This is a genomic window from Bacillus sp. NPDC060175 (assembly GCF_042728695.1).
Classification (GTDB): domain Bacteria; phylum Bacillota; class Bacilli; order Bacillales; family Bacillaceae_G; genus Bacillus_A.
In genome coordinates this window covers 1-16,821 of the sequence record NZ_JBHWYR010000084.1, presented here as the reverse complement: position 1 = coordinate 16,821, position 16,821 = coordinate 1, and the positions used below count along the sequence as shown (strand labels likewise).

General features: G+C 34.5%; 15 protein-coding genes and 1 pseudogene. 13 read left to right on the top strand and 3 right to left on the bottom strand.

Translation table 11 applies throughout. From position 1 onward, the window contains the following. Together ACFWDE_RS26170 and ACFWDE_RS26165 are read right to left on the bottom strand one after the other, a co-directional pair. The coding region (locus ACFWDE_RS26170; RefSeq protein WP_377895729.1) for a phosphatidylinositol-specific phospholipase C at positions 1 to 1,320 on the bottom strand (1,320 nt) is incomplete at its 3' end. 418 nt (positions 1,321 to 1,738) lie between these two features. After that, complete coding sequence (locus tag ACFWDE_RS26165) at positions 1,739 to 2,308, bottom strand: hypothetical protein (RefSeq protein ID WP_002147836.1); 570 nt, start codon at positions 2,306 to 2,308, stop codon at positions 1,739 to 1,741. 643 nt (positions 2,309 to 2,951) lie between these two features. Between ACFWDE_RS26165 and ACFWDE_RS26160 the strand changes: the two genes are divergently transcribed. The 13 genes and pseudogenes from ACFWDE_RS26160 (at position 2,952) to ACFWDE_RS26100 (ending at position 16,057) form a co-directional block, all read left to right on the top strand. Next, positions 2,952 to 3,794 carry a metallophosphoesterase gene (locus ACFWDE_RS26160; RefSeq protein WP_377895726.1) on the top strand — a complete coding sequence of 281 codons (843 nt, stop codon included), beginning with the start codon at positions 2,952 to 2,954 and terminating at the stop codon, positions 3,792 to 3,794. Positions 3,795 to 4,010: 216 nt separating this feature from the next. Next, positions 4,011 to 4,262: a hypothetical protein gene (locus ACFWDE_RS26155; RefSeq protein ID WP_002017002.1), complete on the top strand. Its 252-nt coding sequence runs from the start codon at positions 4,011 to 4,013 to the stop codon at positions 4,260 to 4,262. A gap of 187 nt (positions 4,263 to 4,449) precedes the next feature. Further along, complete coding sequence (locus ACFWDE_RS26150; protein WP_377895723.1) at positions 4,450 to 5,175, top strand: ABC transporter ATP-binding protein; 726 nt, start codon at positions 4,450 to 4,452, stop codon at positions 5,173 to 5,175. Then, positions 5,172 to 6,191, top strand: coding sequence for an ABC transporter permease (locus ACFWDE_RS26145; RefSeq protein ID WP_377895720.1), 1,020 nt, complete (start codon positions 5,172 to 5,174; stop codon positions 6,189 to 6,191). The genes ACFWDE_RS26150 and ACFWDE_RS26145 overlap by 4 nt, the downstream gene beginning before the upstream one ends. 24 nt (positions 6,192 to 6,215) lie before the next feature. Further along, entirely contained in the window at positions 6,216 to 6,869 is a 654-nt protein-coding gene (locus ACFWDE_RS26140) for a TetR/AcrR family transcriptional regulator (protein WP_002065518.1), read from the top strand. 4 nt (positions 6,870 to 6,873) lie between these two features. Continuing rightward, positions 6,874 to 7,840 (top strand): annotated as a pseudogene (locus tag ACFWDE_RS26135) (YbgA family protein). A gap of 216 nt (positions 7,841 to 8,056) precedes the next feature. Continuing rightward, positions 8,057 to 9,202 carry an acyl-CoA dehydrogenase gene (locus ACFWDE_RS26130; RefSeq protein ID WP_377895717.1) on the top strand — a complete coding sequence of 382 codons (1,146 nt, stop codon included), beginning with the start codon at positions 8,057 to 8,059 and terminating at the stop codon, positions 9,200 to 9,202. Positions 9,203 to 9,217: 15 nt separating this feature from the next. Then, on the top strand, positions 9,218 to 10,555 hold the full coding sequence (locus ACFWDE_RS26125) for an acetyl-CoA carboxylase biotin carboxylase subunit (protein WP_219918545.1): 1,338 nt from the start codon (positions 9,218 to 9,220) through the stop codon (positions 10,553 to 10,555). 26 nt (positions 10,556 to 10,581) lie between these two features. Then, on the top strand, positions 10,582 to 10,797 hold the full coding sequence (locus ACFWDE_RS26120; protein WP_001987345.1) for an acetyl-CoA carboxylase biotin carboxyl carrier protein subunit: 216 nt from the start codon (positions 10,582 to 10,584) through the stop codon (positions 10,795 to 10,797). 21 nt (positions 10,798 to 10,818) lie between these two features. Continuing rightward, on the top strand, positions 10,819 to 11,730 hold the full coding sequence (gene mvaB, locus ACFWDE_RS26115; protein ID WP_377895715.1) for a hydroxymethylglutaryl-CoA lyase: 912 nt from the start codon (positions 10,819 to 10,821) through the stop codon (positions 11,728 to 11,730). Positions 11,731 to 11,734: 4 nt separating this feature from the next. Further along, positions 11,735 to 12,523, top strand: coding sequence for an enoyl-CoA hydratase (locus tag ACFWDE_RS26110; protein WP_377895714.1), 789 nt, complete (start codon positions 11,735 to 11,737; stop codon positions 12,521 to 12,523). Between the two features lie 2 nt (positions 12,524 to 12,525). Continuing rightward, a complete protein-coding gene (locus tag ACFWDE_RS26105) occupies positions 12,526 to 14,067 on the top strand; it encodes an acyl-CoA carboxylase subunit beta (RefSeq protein ID WP_377895712.1) in 1,542 nt (513 codons plus the stop codon). Positions 14,068 to 14,116: 49 nt separating this feature from the next. Beyond that, a complete protein-coding gene (locus ACFWDE_RS26100) occupies positions 14,117 to 16,057 on the top strand; it encodes an AMP-binding protein (RefSeq protein ID WP_377895710.1) in 1,941 nt (646 codons plus the stop codon). Between the two features lie 438 nt (positions 16,058 to 16,495). Here the strand turns inward: ACFWDE_RS26100 and ACFWDE_RS26095 are convergent, their stop codons facing one another. After that, entirely contained in the window at positions 16,496 to 16,693 is a 198-nt protein-coding gene (locus tag ACFWDE_RS26095; protein ID WP_377895709.1) for a hypothetical protein, read from the bottom strand. Positions 16,694 to 16,821 lie beyond the last annotated feature (128 nt).

The window sequence follows — 16,821 nt, the reverse complement described above, 5'->3', positions numbered from 1 at the left end:
GGTCCTAGATTCATGTGAAATATTTTTCCAAAGAGTAGAATCTGTACCTAGGGAAACGTCAATCATTACATTGAAAGAAATAGAAGAAGGATAATCTTTTTCTGAAGGTTCAATAACCCATTTTAATTCCTTAGTACCTACAGGTAAACTATCAATTTTAAAGTTTTGACTGGATCGATTTTTTTGACCAGATAAAGGACTAGATTCGGAAGAAATTTGCGAAATTAATATTTCTTTTTCATTCGAATATATACCATTTAATTTAATGATACTCTCAATTAAACCTGGTCCAGGAAAATCAGCTGCAATGATACCAGTATGTTTAATTCCACCTTTTTGTAAGAACTCAGTTCCAAGTGTATTCATTCCACCATAAAATACTTGACCATTTATATCACGAGGGAAATCTTCCCACGCATTAGTTGTAGCTTTTTGAATCATCTTGGGGTTACTATCAGTATTTCTGCTCTCTTTACCACTTGCAACAAACCAAGGATAAACATTATTTAATAATGCAGCAGCACCACCTGTGCCACTAAAATGGTTAAGATAGATTTTATCATTGTTAAAATTATTATTTGCATTTTGAAGGTGGGTTTTCACCGCATTCCATTTTTCATATATTCCGTCTGGTCCATTTTCAATTTCAAATGTATCTTGTATATTTAAGCTATCGTAATTAATACCATATTGCTGAGAGGCTGTAAAGTTTTGTAAGATTACAATTTTCCCTCGGATGTCTCCTAGAGTAGGATTATTTCTTTTTGAAGTTGGTACAGAACTCGGATCCCAAAAATAGGAAGAATTAAGGTCTTTGTATTTATTAAGTATTTCCTCGAATGATAGTGAGCCACTTTCAGGAGTAGTTTCTTCTTTTAAGCGCATTAAAATTGTTTCTGTAGGATGATCTTTTAAAAATTGAATTGCCTCTTTTAATACATCTTCAAACATTGCTTTTTGATTTACAATCCCATGGTACATTGCAAAAGAATCTTTTACACGTTTAACACGCATATCTACATATCGAATTCCGGAATTTAATTGTTGTGGTAGACTCATAGTTTGATTTCTTGTCAAATTTTCATCAAGAAAACTTGCTCCATGTAAAGCCATTGTACCGTGAGTCCCTGGAATAGATAATTCACTTAATTTTATTGAATCTGCTACTTTCGACATCCAAGCTGGATTTTGATAGCCTATATTGGATTCATAGGAATAACCGGGATGACTATCAGCAAAAATAGTAGATGGTGTACTTAAACTTACTAGTGTAAAACAAGTGAGGATGCTAATTTTAAAGAAATTTTTCATTTTGTTCATTTTATCTCTCCTGACCTTTAAACAATAGTTAAAATAAGATGGTTTTTTACTATATTTATTGTTTTCATTCTTTAAATAATGAATTGTTGTATTTGAAAAAAATTAAAAAATAGGAGGTGTAAGTTATTTGAGACTTTAATAATTTGTTGTAATGAATTGTACTTAATAGCCAAACGGATTCTTAAAGAATCGAAGTATGGACTCGAAAAAACAACCTTTTATCGTATTGTATACAAACAAAACAGAAGCCTTAAAAAAGACTTCTATTTTGTGACATATAATGAATGATAAGCTGGTTAACAAATCAAGATAATGTGACTGAGTGGTAAAAATCTATTAATAGCTGTTTCAGAATTTCTTATAACAAGGCTACTTAGGAAAAGTGGATCTCTACAATGCTAATAAAAATTTAAAAATTCTATTCATTAAAACTTAAACTAACTACAGTTGCGATAGATTGGGCTGCATGTTCCCAGCTGCCATCTATAACTTTCCCAATCTGCTGACCAAGTGCATTTAAATCATTTGGATTAACTGGAATCCCATTATACGCAGCAAGAATTGATAAAAGTGGAGCAGCAAATGGTGTCCAACCACCTCTATCAATATTAAATACAGGCTTATCTATTACCTTTCCATCTTGCACTGTAAACTCATAATAAAATTGATCATCTGGACGAAAACTTAAATGATGAGAAATTTGTCCCTTAACATATGTTTTACCGCCACCTAAATTTACTACTTCAATTGGTTTTACATTAAATTCATGCTCAAATACTTTAATTTTTTTAACTTCTGGACCATTTAAGGCAGCGTTAACCGCTGTTTCCAAATTATTTTGTGCGAATGGTTGAATACTCATTTGTGCCTCTTTTTGTTGGATAGGAGCCTCTTTTTCTGCAGCAAACACCGATGTAGTCGGTAGTGCACCTGTAGCTAATGTAGCTGCAAGTGCTGTCGTCATCATGATTTTTCTTTTCATCTTCATAGTTTTCTTCCTCCCTTAAAGTTATGATATATAATTTTTTAAAGACTGACATGGGGCAATATTTTATTTCATAATGCACGCAAAAACTAGGTTAAGAATTATGTCAGAAAATCAAAATTAATTATATATTCATTTACAATGATATCTATCTACACATGTTTTTTCAATTTTCTAACAAATAGTACAGTAATACCTTTTCATAAGGCAATTTAGTGTTTCAATTCTCTCTATGTACGTTTTAAACAAATTAAAATCGGAGTGGTAATAATATATTTGCAAGCAAATGTCGTATATAATTCAAGAAAAGTACACAATTTTTTATAAAAAACTATAGGAATTATCGTTATATCGTTATCAAACTAAGTAAGATAAATAATAATATGATGAAAAGCTTCCAGTGATTCGCTATAAATTCACTAAAAAATGAGCATGACATCATACACTCATGCACGACAACTAGGATATCAAAGCTCCACTTTATAGCGAATGAGCTAATACGAATGAGATTGAAAAATTTTATTAGTGGCGTATAAAACTATAACAAATACTACAAATCAATTAAAAAATTTCAGTTATTCTGAATGCGAAGGGCACGTAATATTTATTGTGAATTGCAGTACTGATCAAGATTTTAGGAGGAAATATGAACAAGAAGACTAAAAGAATCATATTAATTATTGGTATATTAGTAGGCATTAGTATCTTTTTATATTTACAAAACAATTTAATAAGTATAACTGAGGTTAAAATAACCTCTAGTAAAATTCCCTCTTCTTTTAAAGGATATAAAATACTACAAATTTCAGATTTACATAATAAAAAATTTGGTGATAATCAGGACGTATTAATCAAAAAAGTGAAAAATTCGAATCCTGACATCATTGTTATTACTGGTGATTTAATAGATAGTAAATCGTACGATGCAGAAATTAGTATGCAAGTAATACGAGAACTTGTAAAAGAGTATCCTATATATTTTGTGACAGGAAATCATGAAAAGTGGTCGGGAAAATATAACAGTTTAGAAAAAAAATTAAAGAAACAGCATGTCACTGTTTTAAGAAATGAACATGTAATAATACAAAAGGGAGGACACGAAATAAACTTGTTAGGAATTGATGATCCGGAATTTAATACTGGAGATATTGATGAAGGAAGTATTGTAAAAGATGCAATTGTAAAAGCAAAAATTGAAACGCAGCCAGATAGGTATAATGTATTATTATCCCATAGGCCTGAATTTCTAGAAGAGTATGCTGAGGAGAAAGTAGATTTAGTTTTATCGGGTCATGCACATGGGGGACAAGTTCGGTTACCTTTTATCGGGGGATTAGTTGCTCCTAATCAAGGAATACTGCCCAAATATACAGCGGGTTTATATGAACAACAAAATACGTCTATGATAGTTAGTAGAGGATTAGGCAATAGTATCATTCCGCAAAGAGTTTTTAATAGACCTGAGATTGTAGTCGTGCAGTTAAATTAATCTGTACGGCTTTTTTGTTCAGGAGAATAATTTAAAGCTAATTTTTCTTCAGTACAAGTTTCCATTACAATTTTGTTAAAATTTTTCAACGTTACATAAAGTAACAAAATTTGACCTATTGAGTTTGTTATAGTGTAAATAATCAAAAAACTTAAAAATTAGTCGAGTTAAAATAGTTATTATTAAGCAATATTAAAAATATAAAGGGGTGTACAAATGCATAAAGAATTTGAAATTGAAGAATATACGGCGATTGAGGAGCAAATTCATTATTATAGTACGTCTTTATTAGTAAGTCATCCTGAGCAAATTGTAAAGTATTTAGAAAAACGGTTGGAAAAGTATGCAGAAACGTTACAATATGCACATTTATATCCGGAAACGGTTATATTACCAATACAGCAAATAGTTATCGAATATTCATTAGATGTTGCTAGAATTAGAAGGTATTTAAATTTAAAAACATAACAAAAATCGAATAATTTACAATGAAACAGAGTCGACTTTAAGAAAAAATATTCTAATGTCGACTCTGTTTCATTGTTTAATATTGTTGATGGAAAATAAATACTAATCAATGAAGTTTGACATATAATTACGCAAGAGTAAAATAAAAGTGAGTACTCACTCATTTTAAAGAAAAGGGGGATTTTTAGTGCAACAATCTTCAATTATTTTACGAGATGTATCAAAAAAATTTGGAAAAAAAGAAGTTTTGCATAACCTGTCGTTGCAAATAGAAAAAGCAGAAATTTTTGGATTGGTTGGACCTTCCGGGTCAGGGAAAACAACACTCATTAAAATGATTGCAGGTATTAATGAGTCAACTACAGGGGATGTAATTGTTTTTAATACAAACATGCCTAATCTAAATGAAATGAAAAGAATTGGTTATATGGCTCAGGCTGATGCATTATACGAAGAACTATCGGCATATGAAAATGCAGATTTTATTGCAACGATGTATGGGTTAAAAGGTAAGCGTAAGAGAGAGAGAATTGAAGAAGTTTTTGAACTTGTACAATTATCAGAGCATATGAAAAAGCAAGTACAGCACTTTTCAGGTGGAATGAAAAAGCGTTTATCATTAGCGATAGCACTCCTTCATGAGCCAGAAATATTAATTTTAGATGAGCCAACAGTTGGGATAGATCCTCTTCTTCGAAAATCGATTTGGGAGAAGTTTTATGATCTTAAAAAGAAAGGCACTACTATTATTGTAACAACGCACATTATGGATGAAGCTGAGTTTTGCGAACGTCTAGGGCTAATTAGAGAAGGGAATTTAGTTGCGATTGGCACACCGGAGGAATTGAAAAAACAAACGTCATCCGGACGAATTGAAGATGTCTTTATGTTAGAAGGAGTGATTGAATCATGAGAGTTAATGGTGTAGTTATCCGTATCATTCGTCAATTTTTTCGAGATAAGCGTTCGTTAGCAATGATGTTTGGGGCACCAATGTTATTACTTTGGTTATTGTCGCTAGTATTTACACAAAAAGAATATATACCGAACATTGCTGTAGTCGATGTGCCTGCTCCTATAGTAAAAGCAATGAAAAATCAAGAAGCATCAATTTATGAATATAGTAAAGACAAAGCAATTTCGGAGTTAGAAAAGCAAAAGGTAGATGCAGTAATTCATTTAGAAAATGGAAAAATGATTCTTCTATTAGAAGGCAGTGATTCATCAAAAAACCGCGCGGTACTTCAAGTATTGCAAAAGAGTACAGAGAAGAATAATGTATCAATGATGAAGCCTGAAGTGGATTATTTACATGGCTCTAAAGACATTACGATGTTTGATGGGCTTGGTCCCGTATTAATTGGTTTCTTTACATTTTTCTTTGTATTTATATTGTCCGGAGTATCTTTTGTAAGAGAACGTTTAAGTGGTACATTAGAGAGATTATTGTCCACACCAGTGAGAAGATGGGAAATAGTTGTAGGATATATTATTGGGTTTGGAATCTTTGCATTTATACAATCTATTATAATTGTAAGTTTTTCAGTTTATATTTTAGATTTATATGTAGCTGGCTCAATATGGCTAACGCTACTTATAACATGTATGCTTTCTTTAACTGCACTAACATTAGGCACATTTTTATCGGCATACGCAAATAATGAATTTCAAATGATTCAATTTATACCGCTTGTTATCGTGCCACAAGTATTCTTTTCTGGGTTGTTTCCAATGGAATCCATGAATACATGGTTACAAATGTTAGGTAAATTATTTCCACTCACATATGGTGCTGACGCTATGAGACAAGTAATGATTCGGAATCAAGGGTTTACAGAGATTGCATTAGATCTTACTGTATTACTACTTTTTTCACTATTATTTGCAGTAGGAAATGTATTTGCATTAAAGAAACATCGCAAAATATAATGATGATAAAAAGGAGCACAATAAATGAAGAAGGATTGGCTGGAAGAATTAGTTGCCGCAACGAATACTGATAAACGTAATGAACGTCAAATGCGTATATTAGAGGCAGCAGTTGATATGTTTGGAGAAAAAGGGTACGCCTCAACTTCAACGAGTGAAATTGCAAAGCGAGCTGGTGTAGCGGAAGGAACAATCTTCCGCTACTATAAAACGAAAAAAGATTTATTGTTTGCAGTCGTGATGCCGACCTTAACAAAGTTTGCTGCACCATTTTTCGTACAAGCCTTTGCAAAAGAAATATTTAAAACAGAGTATGAATCGTATGAAGTGCTTTTAAGAGTAATAATTCAAAATAGATTTGAATTTGCTAAAAAGCACTTTCCAATGATAAAAATATTAATTCAAGAAGTACCATTTCAGCCGGAACTAAAAAGTGAAATACAACAATTAATAGAAACAGAACTGCTTGTACATTTTAAAAAGCTGATTGCAAAGTTTCAAGAAGAAGGGGAAATTATTGAACTTCCGCCATCTTCCGTATTACGTCTTACTTTATCAGCTGTATTAGGGTTGCTCTTAACGAGGTTTTTATTATTGCCGGAAGAGAAATGGGACGATGAAGTGGAAATTGAAAATACGATTCAATTTATATTGTATGGACTAACGCCACGGAGGTAATGTGATGCGACAATTTGCTAAACCGATAATTGTTGTAAGTAAATGTTTAGAATTTGATGCCTGTCGTTATAATGGAGAGATGGTTCCAGATTTAACAATTCGAAACTTGCAGCCATTTGTTACATTTATACCTGTATGTCCTGAAGTAGAAATTGGTTTAGGGACTCCTCGTGAAACGATACGTATTGTAGAAAAAAATGGTGCGAATAGGCTTGTACAGCCGTCAATACGAGAAGATGTAACTGAAAAAATGAATGAATTTTCAAATGCATTTTTACAAACATTACCTGAAGTTGACGGTTTTATTTTGAAGAATCGTTCGCCAAGTTGTGGAACTCGTGATGTGAAAATCTATTCTGGTTTTGAAAAAGGGCCAGTAAAAGGAAAAGGAACTGGATTATTTGGCGGAGCAGTAATAAAAAAATTTCGCATCTTCCAATTGAAGAAGAAGGTAGATTGTCGAATTTTATTATTAGAGAGCATTTCTTTACAAGATTGTTTACAATCGCGCATTACAAAATGATTAAACATACTAAAACATGAAAGAACTCGTAGCGTTTCAATCAGATTATAAGTATTTATTTATGGCATATAATAAGGTGAAACAAAAAGAATTAGGGCGTATTATTGCAAATCAAAAAAATGAAACGATTGAAGTTGTATTTGATAACTATGAGAAGACTTTATATGAATTATTCATGCACGCGCCCCGCTATACATCGAATGTAAATGTATGTGAGCATATTTTCGGATATTTTAAAACAAAGCTAAAAAAACAAGAAAAAGATCATTTTCTAGAACTGATACAAAAGTATGCAGAAAAGAAAATACCACTTAGTAGTTTGCTTACAATTTTAAAATCATGGGTCATTCGATTTGATGAAAAGTATTTATTAAGACAAACATATTTTGAGCCATACCCTGAAGGGTTAGTAGAAATTTCTGATTCGGGAAAAGTTAGAGATTATTAAACAATAAATTACATAATTCGACACGAAAACTCCTATGTTGTTGTAGAACAATGTAGGAATTTTTTTGTGCATTAGTACAGAATCTGTTTTAAAATTAAGTTATGACAGAATTGTAGCAATTGTCTAACTAATATTCTTGTCTTTTAAGAAGTAATGTTTGTAGTAGAAACTCGTACGCTGTCGAAACTCAATATTCGATAAGGGGTGTGTAGCGGAATGGAATTTACTCTAACTCGCGAAAAACAAATGATTAAAGAAATGGTACGTGACTTTGCTGAAAAGGAAATCGCACCGAAAGCTGTGTATTATGACAAAACTGCAGAGTTTCCATATGAAACATTTCAAAAAATGGGCGAACTAGGATTATTAGGCATCCCATTCCCAGAAGAGTATGGAGGTTCAGGTGGCGATACAGTATCGTACGCGTTAGCAGTTGAAGAAATTGGTCGTGCTTGTGGTGGTACAGGATTAAGCTACGCTGCAACAATTTCATTAGGTGCTTCTCCAATTTATTATTTCGGTACAGAAGAACAAAAACAAAAATATTTAGTTCCAATGGCATCAGGTAAAACGTTAGGTGCTTTCGGATTAACAGAGCCAAACGCTGGATCAGATGCAGGAGGCACACAAACGAAAGCGGTATTAGATGGCGATGAGTATGTAATTAGTGGTGAAAAGTGCTGGATTACAAACGCAGAGTATGCAAATACAATTATTGTAACCGCTATCAATGGTGTTGAAGACAATGGTAGAAAACGTATTTCTGCATTTATCGTACCGACTACTAGTGAAGGGTTAACGATTTCAAGCCCTTACGATAAGATGGGTGTTCGTGCTTCTAATACTTGTGAAATCGTACTTGATGGTGTGCGTGTACCGAAAGAAAATATTCTTGGTGATGTAAATAAAGGATTTAAACAATTCTTATATACACTTGATGGAGGACGTATTTCAATCGCAGCATTAGCAGTAGGTATTGCACAATCTGCATTTGAACGTGCATTGCAATATGCGAAAGAACGTCAACAATTTGGAAAAGCAATTTCTAATTTCCAAGCGATTCAATTTAAATTAGCGGATATGGCGACTGAAGTAGAGTTAGCGCGTAATTTAGTACATAAGGCAGCTTGGCTAAAAGATAACGATAAACCTTTCGGTAAAGAAGCGGCTATGGCAAAATTGTTTGCATCTGAAGCTGCAAGTCGTATAGCAAATCATGCAGTACAAATTCATGGTGGATATGGCTATATGCGTGAATATGAAGTTGAACGACATATTCGTGATGCAAAACTTTTAGAAATTGGTGAAGGAACTTCTGAAATTCAACGTCTCGTAATTGCAAGACATTTAGGATGTAGATAAAAAGGAGGAATCACTATGTTTCAAAAAATATTAATTGCTAATCGCGGGGAAATCGCAGTTCGAATTATGAAAACTTGTCAAAAACTTGGAATTCGTACCGTTGCTATTTATTCTGAGGCTGATGAAAATGCCCTTCATGTAAAAATGGCAAATGAAGCTTACTTAGTAGGGGGCCCACGTGTCCAAGAAAGCTATTTAAACCTTGAAAAAATTATTGAGATAGCTAAGAAGACAAATGCTGAAGCAATCCATCCTGGCTACGGATTATTATCAGAGAATCCATCTTTTCCGATTCGCTGTAAAGAAGAAGGAATCGTATTTATCGGTCCTTCAGAAGAAATCATTACGAAGATGGGAAGTAAAATTGAGTCACGTATAGCAATGCAAGCAGCAGATGTACCAGTAGTTCCAGGTATTACTACAAATATTGAGACTGCTGAAGAAGCAATTGAAATTGCAAAACAAATTGGTTATCCATTAATGCTTAAGGCATCCGCAGGCGGCGGAGGCATTGGAATGCAGTTGATGGAAACTGAGCAAACGCTCACCAAAGCATTTGAAAGTAACAAAACAAGAGCACAAAATTTCTTCGGTAATGGAGAAATGTACCTAGAGCGCTATATTGCAGATGCACATCATATTGAAATTCAACTTTTAGCAGATACACATGGTAACACAGTGTATTTATGGGAACGCGAATGTTCAGTACAGCGTCGAAATCAAAAAGTAATTGAAGAAGCACCTTCACCATTTTTAGATGAAGGTACACGAAAAGCTATGGGAGAAGTTGCTGTACAAGCTGCTAAAGCACTTGGTTATACAAATGCAGGTACAGTTGAATTTCTTGTAGATGATCAGAAAAACTTCTATTTCTTAGAAATGAATACGAGATTACAAGTAGAACATCCAGTTACGGAAGAAATTACTGGATTAGATCTTGTTGAACAACAACTCCTTATTGCGTATGGTGAGAAACTATCATTTACACAGGATGATGTAAAACGTAGTGGTCATGCCATCGAGGCTCGTATTTATGCAGAAGATCCGAAAACATTCTTCCCATCACCTGGGAAAATTACAGATTTAACGTTACCAAAAAGTGTACGTATCGATCACTTTTTAGAAAATAATGTAACAATCACACCTTTCTATGATCCAATGATTGCAAAAGTTATTGCTCATGGTGTGACTCGTGAAGAGGCAATTTCGAAATTACATGATGCTTTAGAAGAATTAAAAGTAGAAGGTATTAAAACAAATACGCCAATGCTACTGCAAGTATTGGAAGATGATGTATTCAAAAGTGGTATTTATACAACCGGTTTTGTAACGAAACAACTTGTTAAAAAATAAGATTTAACATTACTAAGGGGGAAAAAATGATGACGAAAGTATATGCATCGATGGCAGGAAACGTTTGGAAAATTGTTGTAGGAGTAGGAGATACAGTAGAGGAAGAGCAGGATGTCGTCATTTTGGAATCTATGAAAATGGAAATTCCAATCATTTCAGAAGAAGCCGGAACTGTAATGAAAATAAACGTTCAAGAAGGCGATTTTGTAAATGAAGGAGATGTATTACTAGAAATTGAATAGGGATATATAGGGGGAAACGAATTGAAACTACCTAATTTTGCTGTCATTAAAGAAGTCGGGCCGCGTGATGGCTTACAGAATGAAAAAAAGATTGTTGGCACAAAAGATAAAGTAAAATGGATTCAACTACTTACAGAAGCGGGATTGTCGTACGTTGAAGTTTCCTCATTCGTTCACCCTAAATGGGTTCCTGCATTAGCAGATGCAAATGATGTATTTTCTGAGCTAAAAAGGGATCCAAATGTTACATATGCAGCGCTTGTTCCAAATCAAAATGGTTTGGAACGAGCTTTTTTGCAAAATGTAGATGAGGTGAATGTTTTTTTATCAGCAAGTGAATCTCATAATAAAAGTAATATTAATAAATCAATTAAAGAAGCATTAGCTGTAATTGAAGATATAACAAAACAAGCAACATTCGAAGGGAAAAAGGTAAGGGGCTATGTTTCTACTGTATTTGGATGTCCTTATGAAGGAGATATAAGTGCCACAGCAGTTGACGAAATATGTAATCAACTATTTTCATACGGCATTTATGAAATCTCACTTGGTGACACGATTGGTGTAGCGAATCCGTTACAAGTAGAGCAAGTATTAGAACATTTATTAAAGAAGTATGATACTTCGCAGTTTGCGATGCATTTTCATAATACGTATGGAATGGCACTTGCAAATGTAGTTAAGTCTTTAGAATATGGTATTACAACTTTTGATAGTTCTTGTGGCGGTCTTGGGGGGTGCCCTTATGCACCGGGAGCATCGGGTAATGTTGCAACTGATGACTTAGTGCATATGCTCCATAAGTTGGGAGTCCAAACAAATATAGACGAAGAAAAGTTATTGAGGGCTAGTCAATTTATTCAAAGTAAGTTAAATATCCAATTACCGAGTCATGTGTATAGAGCGCTTCAACATAAAACGATAAGTAGGTGAGAAGATGCTACAATTACAAAACATTTCCGTTGACTATGTTACACCGCACGTTGTAAAGATTTCGTTAAATCGTGAAAGACAAGCAAACTCATTATCTTTGGCATTATTAGAAGAATTACAAAATAAATTAACTCAAATAAACGAAGAATCAAATACGCGCGTTGTTATTTTAACAGGGGCTGGCGAAAAAGCGTTTTGTGCGGGTGCTGATTTAAAAGAGCGTGCCAACATGAATGAAGAACAAGTACGCCATGCTGTTGGTATGATTCGTTCTACTATGGAGATGGTTGAACAATTACCACAACCAGTAATTGCTGCTATAAATGGAATCGCACTTGGTGGGGGTACTGAATTAAGCTTAGCTTGTGATTTTAGAATTGCTTCTGACACTGCAAGTCTAGGTCTAACTGAAACTTCTCTTGCAATTATACCTGGAGCGGGTGGTACGCAGCGCTTACCTAGATTAATTGGAGTTGGTAGAGCGAAAGAATTAATTTATACAGGAAGACGTATTTCGGCGCAAGAAGCGAAAGAGTATGGTTTAGTAGAATTCGTAGTACCGGCTGATTTACTAGAAGAGAAAGCAATTGAAATTGCAAATCAAATTGCTAGTAATGGTCCAATTGCTGTTCGATTAGCAAAAGAAGCAATTTCAAATGGTATTCAAGTAGATTTACATACCGGATTGCAAATGGAAAAACAGGCGTATGAGGGTGTAATCCATACGGAAGATAGATTAGAAGGATTACAGGCATTTAAGGAAAAACGCAAACCTATTTATAAGGGGGAGTAAATATGTTAGACCAAAAACAACAATCTAATTCATTTGAAGAACGAGTTGAAACAATTAAGCAGGGCGGGGCACCGAAATATCATGAACAAAACAAAGCAAAAGGAAAACTATTTGTTCGAGATCGTTTAGCTCTTCTATTTGATAATGGCGAATATGTGGAAGATGCATTATTCGCAAATTGTGAACAAACAGGATTACCAGCTGACGGTGTTGTAACTGCAACTGGTAAAATTCATGGTCGTACTGCTTGCGTAATGGCAAATGATTCAACAGTTAAGGCTGGATCATGGGGGGCACGTACGGTTGAAAAGATTTTACGTATTCAAGAAACGGCTGAGAAATTACGTGTGCCGTTATTTTATTTAGTTGACTCTGCTGGGGCACGTATTACAGATCAAGTTGAAATGTTCCCTGGGCGCCGCGGTGCGGGAAGAATCTTTTATAACCAAGTAAAATTATCTGGTAAGGTTCCACAAATTTGTTTATTATTTGGACCTTCTGCAGCTGGTGGTGCGTATATTCCGGCATTTTGTGATGTTGTTATGATGGTTGAAGGAAATGCTTCTATGTATTTAGGGTCTCCTCGTATGGCTGAAATGGTTATCGGTGAGAAGGTAACTTTAGAAGAAATGGGCGGAGCACGTATGCATTGCTCAGTATCAGGATGCGGAGATGTTTTATGTAAAACAGAAGAAGATGCAATTACTCAGGCAAGACAATATATTTCTTATTTTCCAAGCAACTATTTAGAAAAGTCTCCTACGGCTACACCTCAAGAACCGAAACAGTTCGATAAAACGTTAGAAGAAATCATTCCAGAAAATCAAAATGCTCCTTTCAATATGAAAGATCTCATTAACAGAATTATTGATGAAGGTTCTTTCTTTGAAGTGAAAAAATTATTTGCTCAAGAACTAATTACTGGTTTAGCACGTATTGATGGTAAGCCAATTGGTATTATTGCAAATCAGCCGCGTATGAAGGGCGGCGTATTATTCCACGATTCAGCTGATAAAGCAGCGAAGTTTATAAATTTATGCGATGCATACCATATTCCATTATTATTCCTTGCAGATGTACCTGGATTTATGATTGGTACAAAAGTAGAACGTGCTGGTATTATTCGTCACGGCGCAAAAATGATCTCTGCAATGAGTGAAGCAACTGTACCGAAAATTTCTATCGTCGTTCGAAAAGCATATGGAGCTGGCTTATATGCAATGGCAGGTCCAGCATTTGAACCAGATTGCTGCTTAGCATTACCGACAGCTTCTATTGCAGTAATGGGTCCAGAAGCAGCGGTTAATGCTGTATATGCAAATAAGATTGCAGCTTTACCAGAAGAAGAGCGCGCAAGCTTTATTGCTGAAAAGCGAGAAGAGTATAAGAAAGATATTGATATTTACCGTTTAGCATCAGAGATGGTGATTGATGGTATTGTTCATCCAAATAATTTACGTGAAGAGCTAAAAGGACGATTCGAAATGTATATGAGCAAATATCAAGTATTCACGGATCGTAAACATCCTGTATATCCAGTTTAAAAGCCCTATTTAGGGCTTTCTGGCTTAAAAAGTCAAGGAGGGGAAAGCATTGAAACAAGCAGTTTGGTTTCCAACAGAAGAGTATAAAGAAAAAACGCGATTATTTAGTTGGATGAAATCATTAGGTTATGAAGATTACGAAGCTTTTTATAATAAGTCAATTGAAGAAACAGCTTGGTTTTGGGGAGAAGCTGAGAAAACAGTTGGCTATCAGTGGATGGAACCATATACAGAAGTGTTAGATTTAGAAAATGGTACACCGTTTGCACAGTGGTACACTGGGGGCACTTGTAACGTTGTAGAATCTGCTTTATCCCGCTGGCTTGCAGACGATAAAATGAAAATACAAGCAGCACTCATGTATGAAGGAGAAAATGGAACTTCGAAATCATTTACATATGAAGAGCTTGACAGCTGGGTAAGCCGTGTTGCCAACGGTTTGAAACATGCTGGTATTGAAAAAGGTGATCGTGTAACAATTTACATGCCAATGATTCCTGAAACAGTTGTTGCTATGTTAGCAGTAATGAAAATTGGAGCGATTATTTCACCAATATTCTCAGGTTTTGCTGCTGATGCAGTAATGACGCGTGTACAAGCAGCGGGTTCAAAAATGATTATTACCGCAGATGGCTTTTCACGCCGCGGGAAAATTGTTTCTTTAAAAGATGAAGTAGATAAAGCTTGTGAACATTGTCCAACTGTTGAAAAAGTTGTAATTGTTCGTCATGCAGGAAATGATTTTACACCGCATAATTACGATTTTTCATGGAGTACGTTAGAAAAAGAAAAACCATTCATACATGCTGAAGAAATGCATAGTGATGATCCTTTAATGCTCATTTATACATCAGGAACGACTGGTAAGCCGAAAGGAACAGTACACACACATGCTGGTTTCCCGCTAAAATCTGCATTTGATGCAGGATTTGGAATGAATATAAAACAAAGCGACCGCGTATTATGGGTAACTGATATGGGCTGGATGATGGGACCATTTTTATTATTCGGCTCTTTAATTAATGGAGCAACGATGGTTATGTACGAAGGTGTCCCAGACTTTCCAGAAGCAGACCGCTTATGGGAGACAGTTGATAAATATGAAATTACTCATCTCGGTATTTCGCCAACGTTAATCCGTGCATTAATGGCAAAAGGTGATGAGTATGTGAATAAACATTCTTTAAAAAGTTTAGAAGTATTCGCGTCAACAGGAGAACCTTGGAATCCAGATCCGTGGATGTGGCTGTTTGAAACAGTTGGAAAAGGAAAGGTCCCAATTTGTAACTATTCAGGTGGAACTGAAATTTCTGGTGGGATTTTCGGTAATGTTCTTATTAAGCCAATAGCACCGATTAGTTTTAATGCATCTTTACCAGGAATGGCAGCGGTTGTACTTGATGATCAAGGTAAACCGATTCGTGATGAAGTTGGAGAATTATGCTTGGAAAAACCTTGGGTAGGTATGACGAAAAGTTTTTGGGAAGATGATGAGCGTTATGTAAACACATATTGGTCACGCTTTGAAAATAAATGGGTCCATGGGGATTGGGTTATTTATGACGGTGAGCAATATATCATTACAGGACGTTCAGATGATACGTTAAACATTGCTGGAAAACGTATTGGGCCTGCTGAATATGAATCTATTCTTGTGAAACATAATGATGTAATAGAAGCAGCGGCAATTGGTATACCGGATGATATAAAAGGTGAAGTTTGTCATTGTTTTGTTGTATTACGAGACGGTATAACATTCTCTGGAGAGTTAAAGAAAGAATTAATGAGTTTAGTAAACTCTCATATTGGTAAAGCTTTATGTCCAAAAGACATACATGTTGTAGAAGATTTACCAAAAACAAGAAATTCTAAAGTGATGCGACGTGTCATTAAAGCAGCTTACTTAGGAAAAGAATTAGGAGATTTATCATCACTTGTAAATCCTGAAGTAGTAACCTTTATTCAAGGACTGCAGTCTAGCAAACTATAAAATTACGAATGAGCTCTATGTAAATAGAGCTCATTTTTAATGTTTACAAAAAGATAAGAGGGAAAAAGTAAATTTGAAGTTAAAAAATCTACTATTAGTGTTAAGTATGTATGTTTTTAGTTTTTATCAAAATAGGATACTGTGGCTGTCTATTTATTGGAGTGATTGAATTTTGTTAAGGGTAAAAATTTAGTGAAGTGACAAGTAATGAATAAAAGGAGAAATCCCTGGGGGACAGGGATTCACTAAGGGAGATATTATTGTCGTGCAATGTCGAAATTTGGCGTATTCGACAAATTAATATTATCACGAATTTTCAGGAGATTGTGATAGTGGATGTGTCAAAAATGTGTACGGTTTTCATATAAAAGTGTTATTTAAATAGGAAAAGGGAAAAGGATTAAGTTCACTCATTCTTAAGATTTTTCCCTTTTAAATTTACTGTTTGTTCGTTGTTCTATATACATCTGAAATTGGTGAATCTTCGCCATGTAAAGCTTGGGTACTGTCCTTTTTGTTTGAATCATGTGCCTCCTGAGATGTTTCTTGCATTTGCTCTTGGGCCTTACTAGGAGTATTCAGCGCATCTAATGACACATGATCAAGTTGTTGACTTAATAAATCTTTTTTACCCATGTTATGTAGCTCCTTTTTGAACTTAGATATAAAAACGAAGTGTTTTTAAATAGTTACGTGGGTATTATGTATCTTTGAATGGAATTATATACACAAACTACATTGAGAAATTAACTAATTATAAAAAT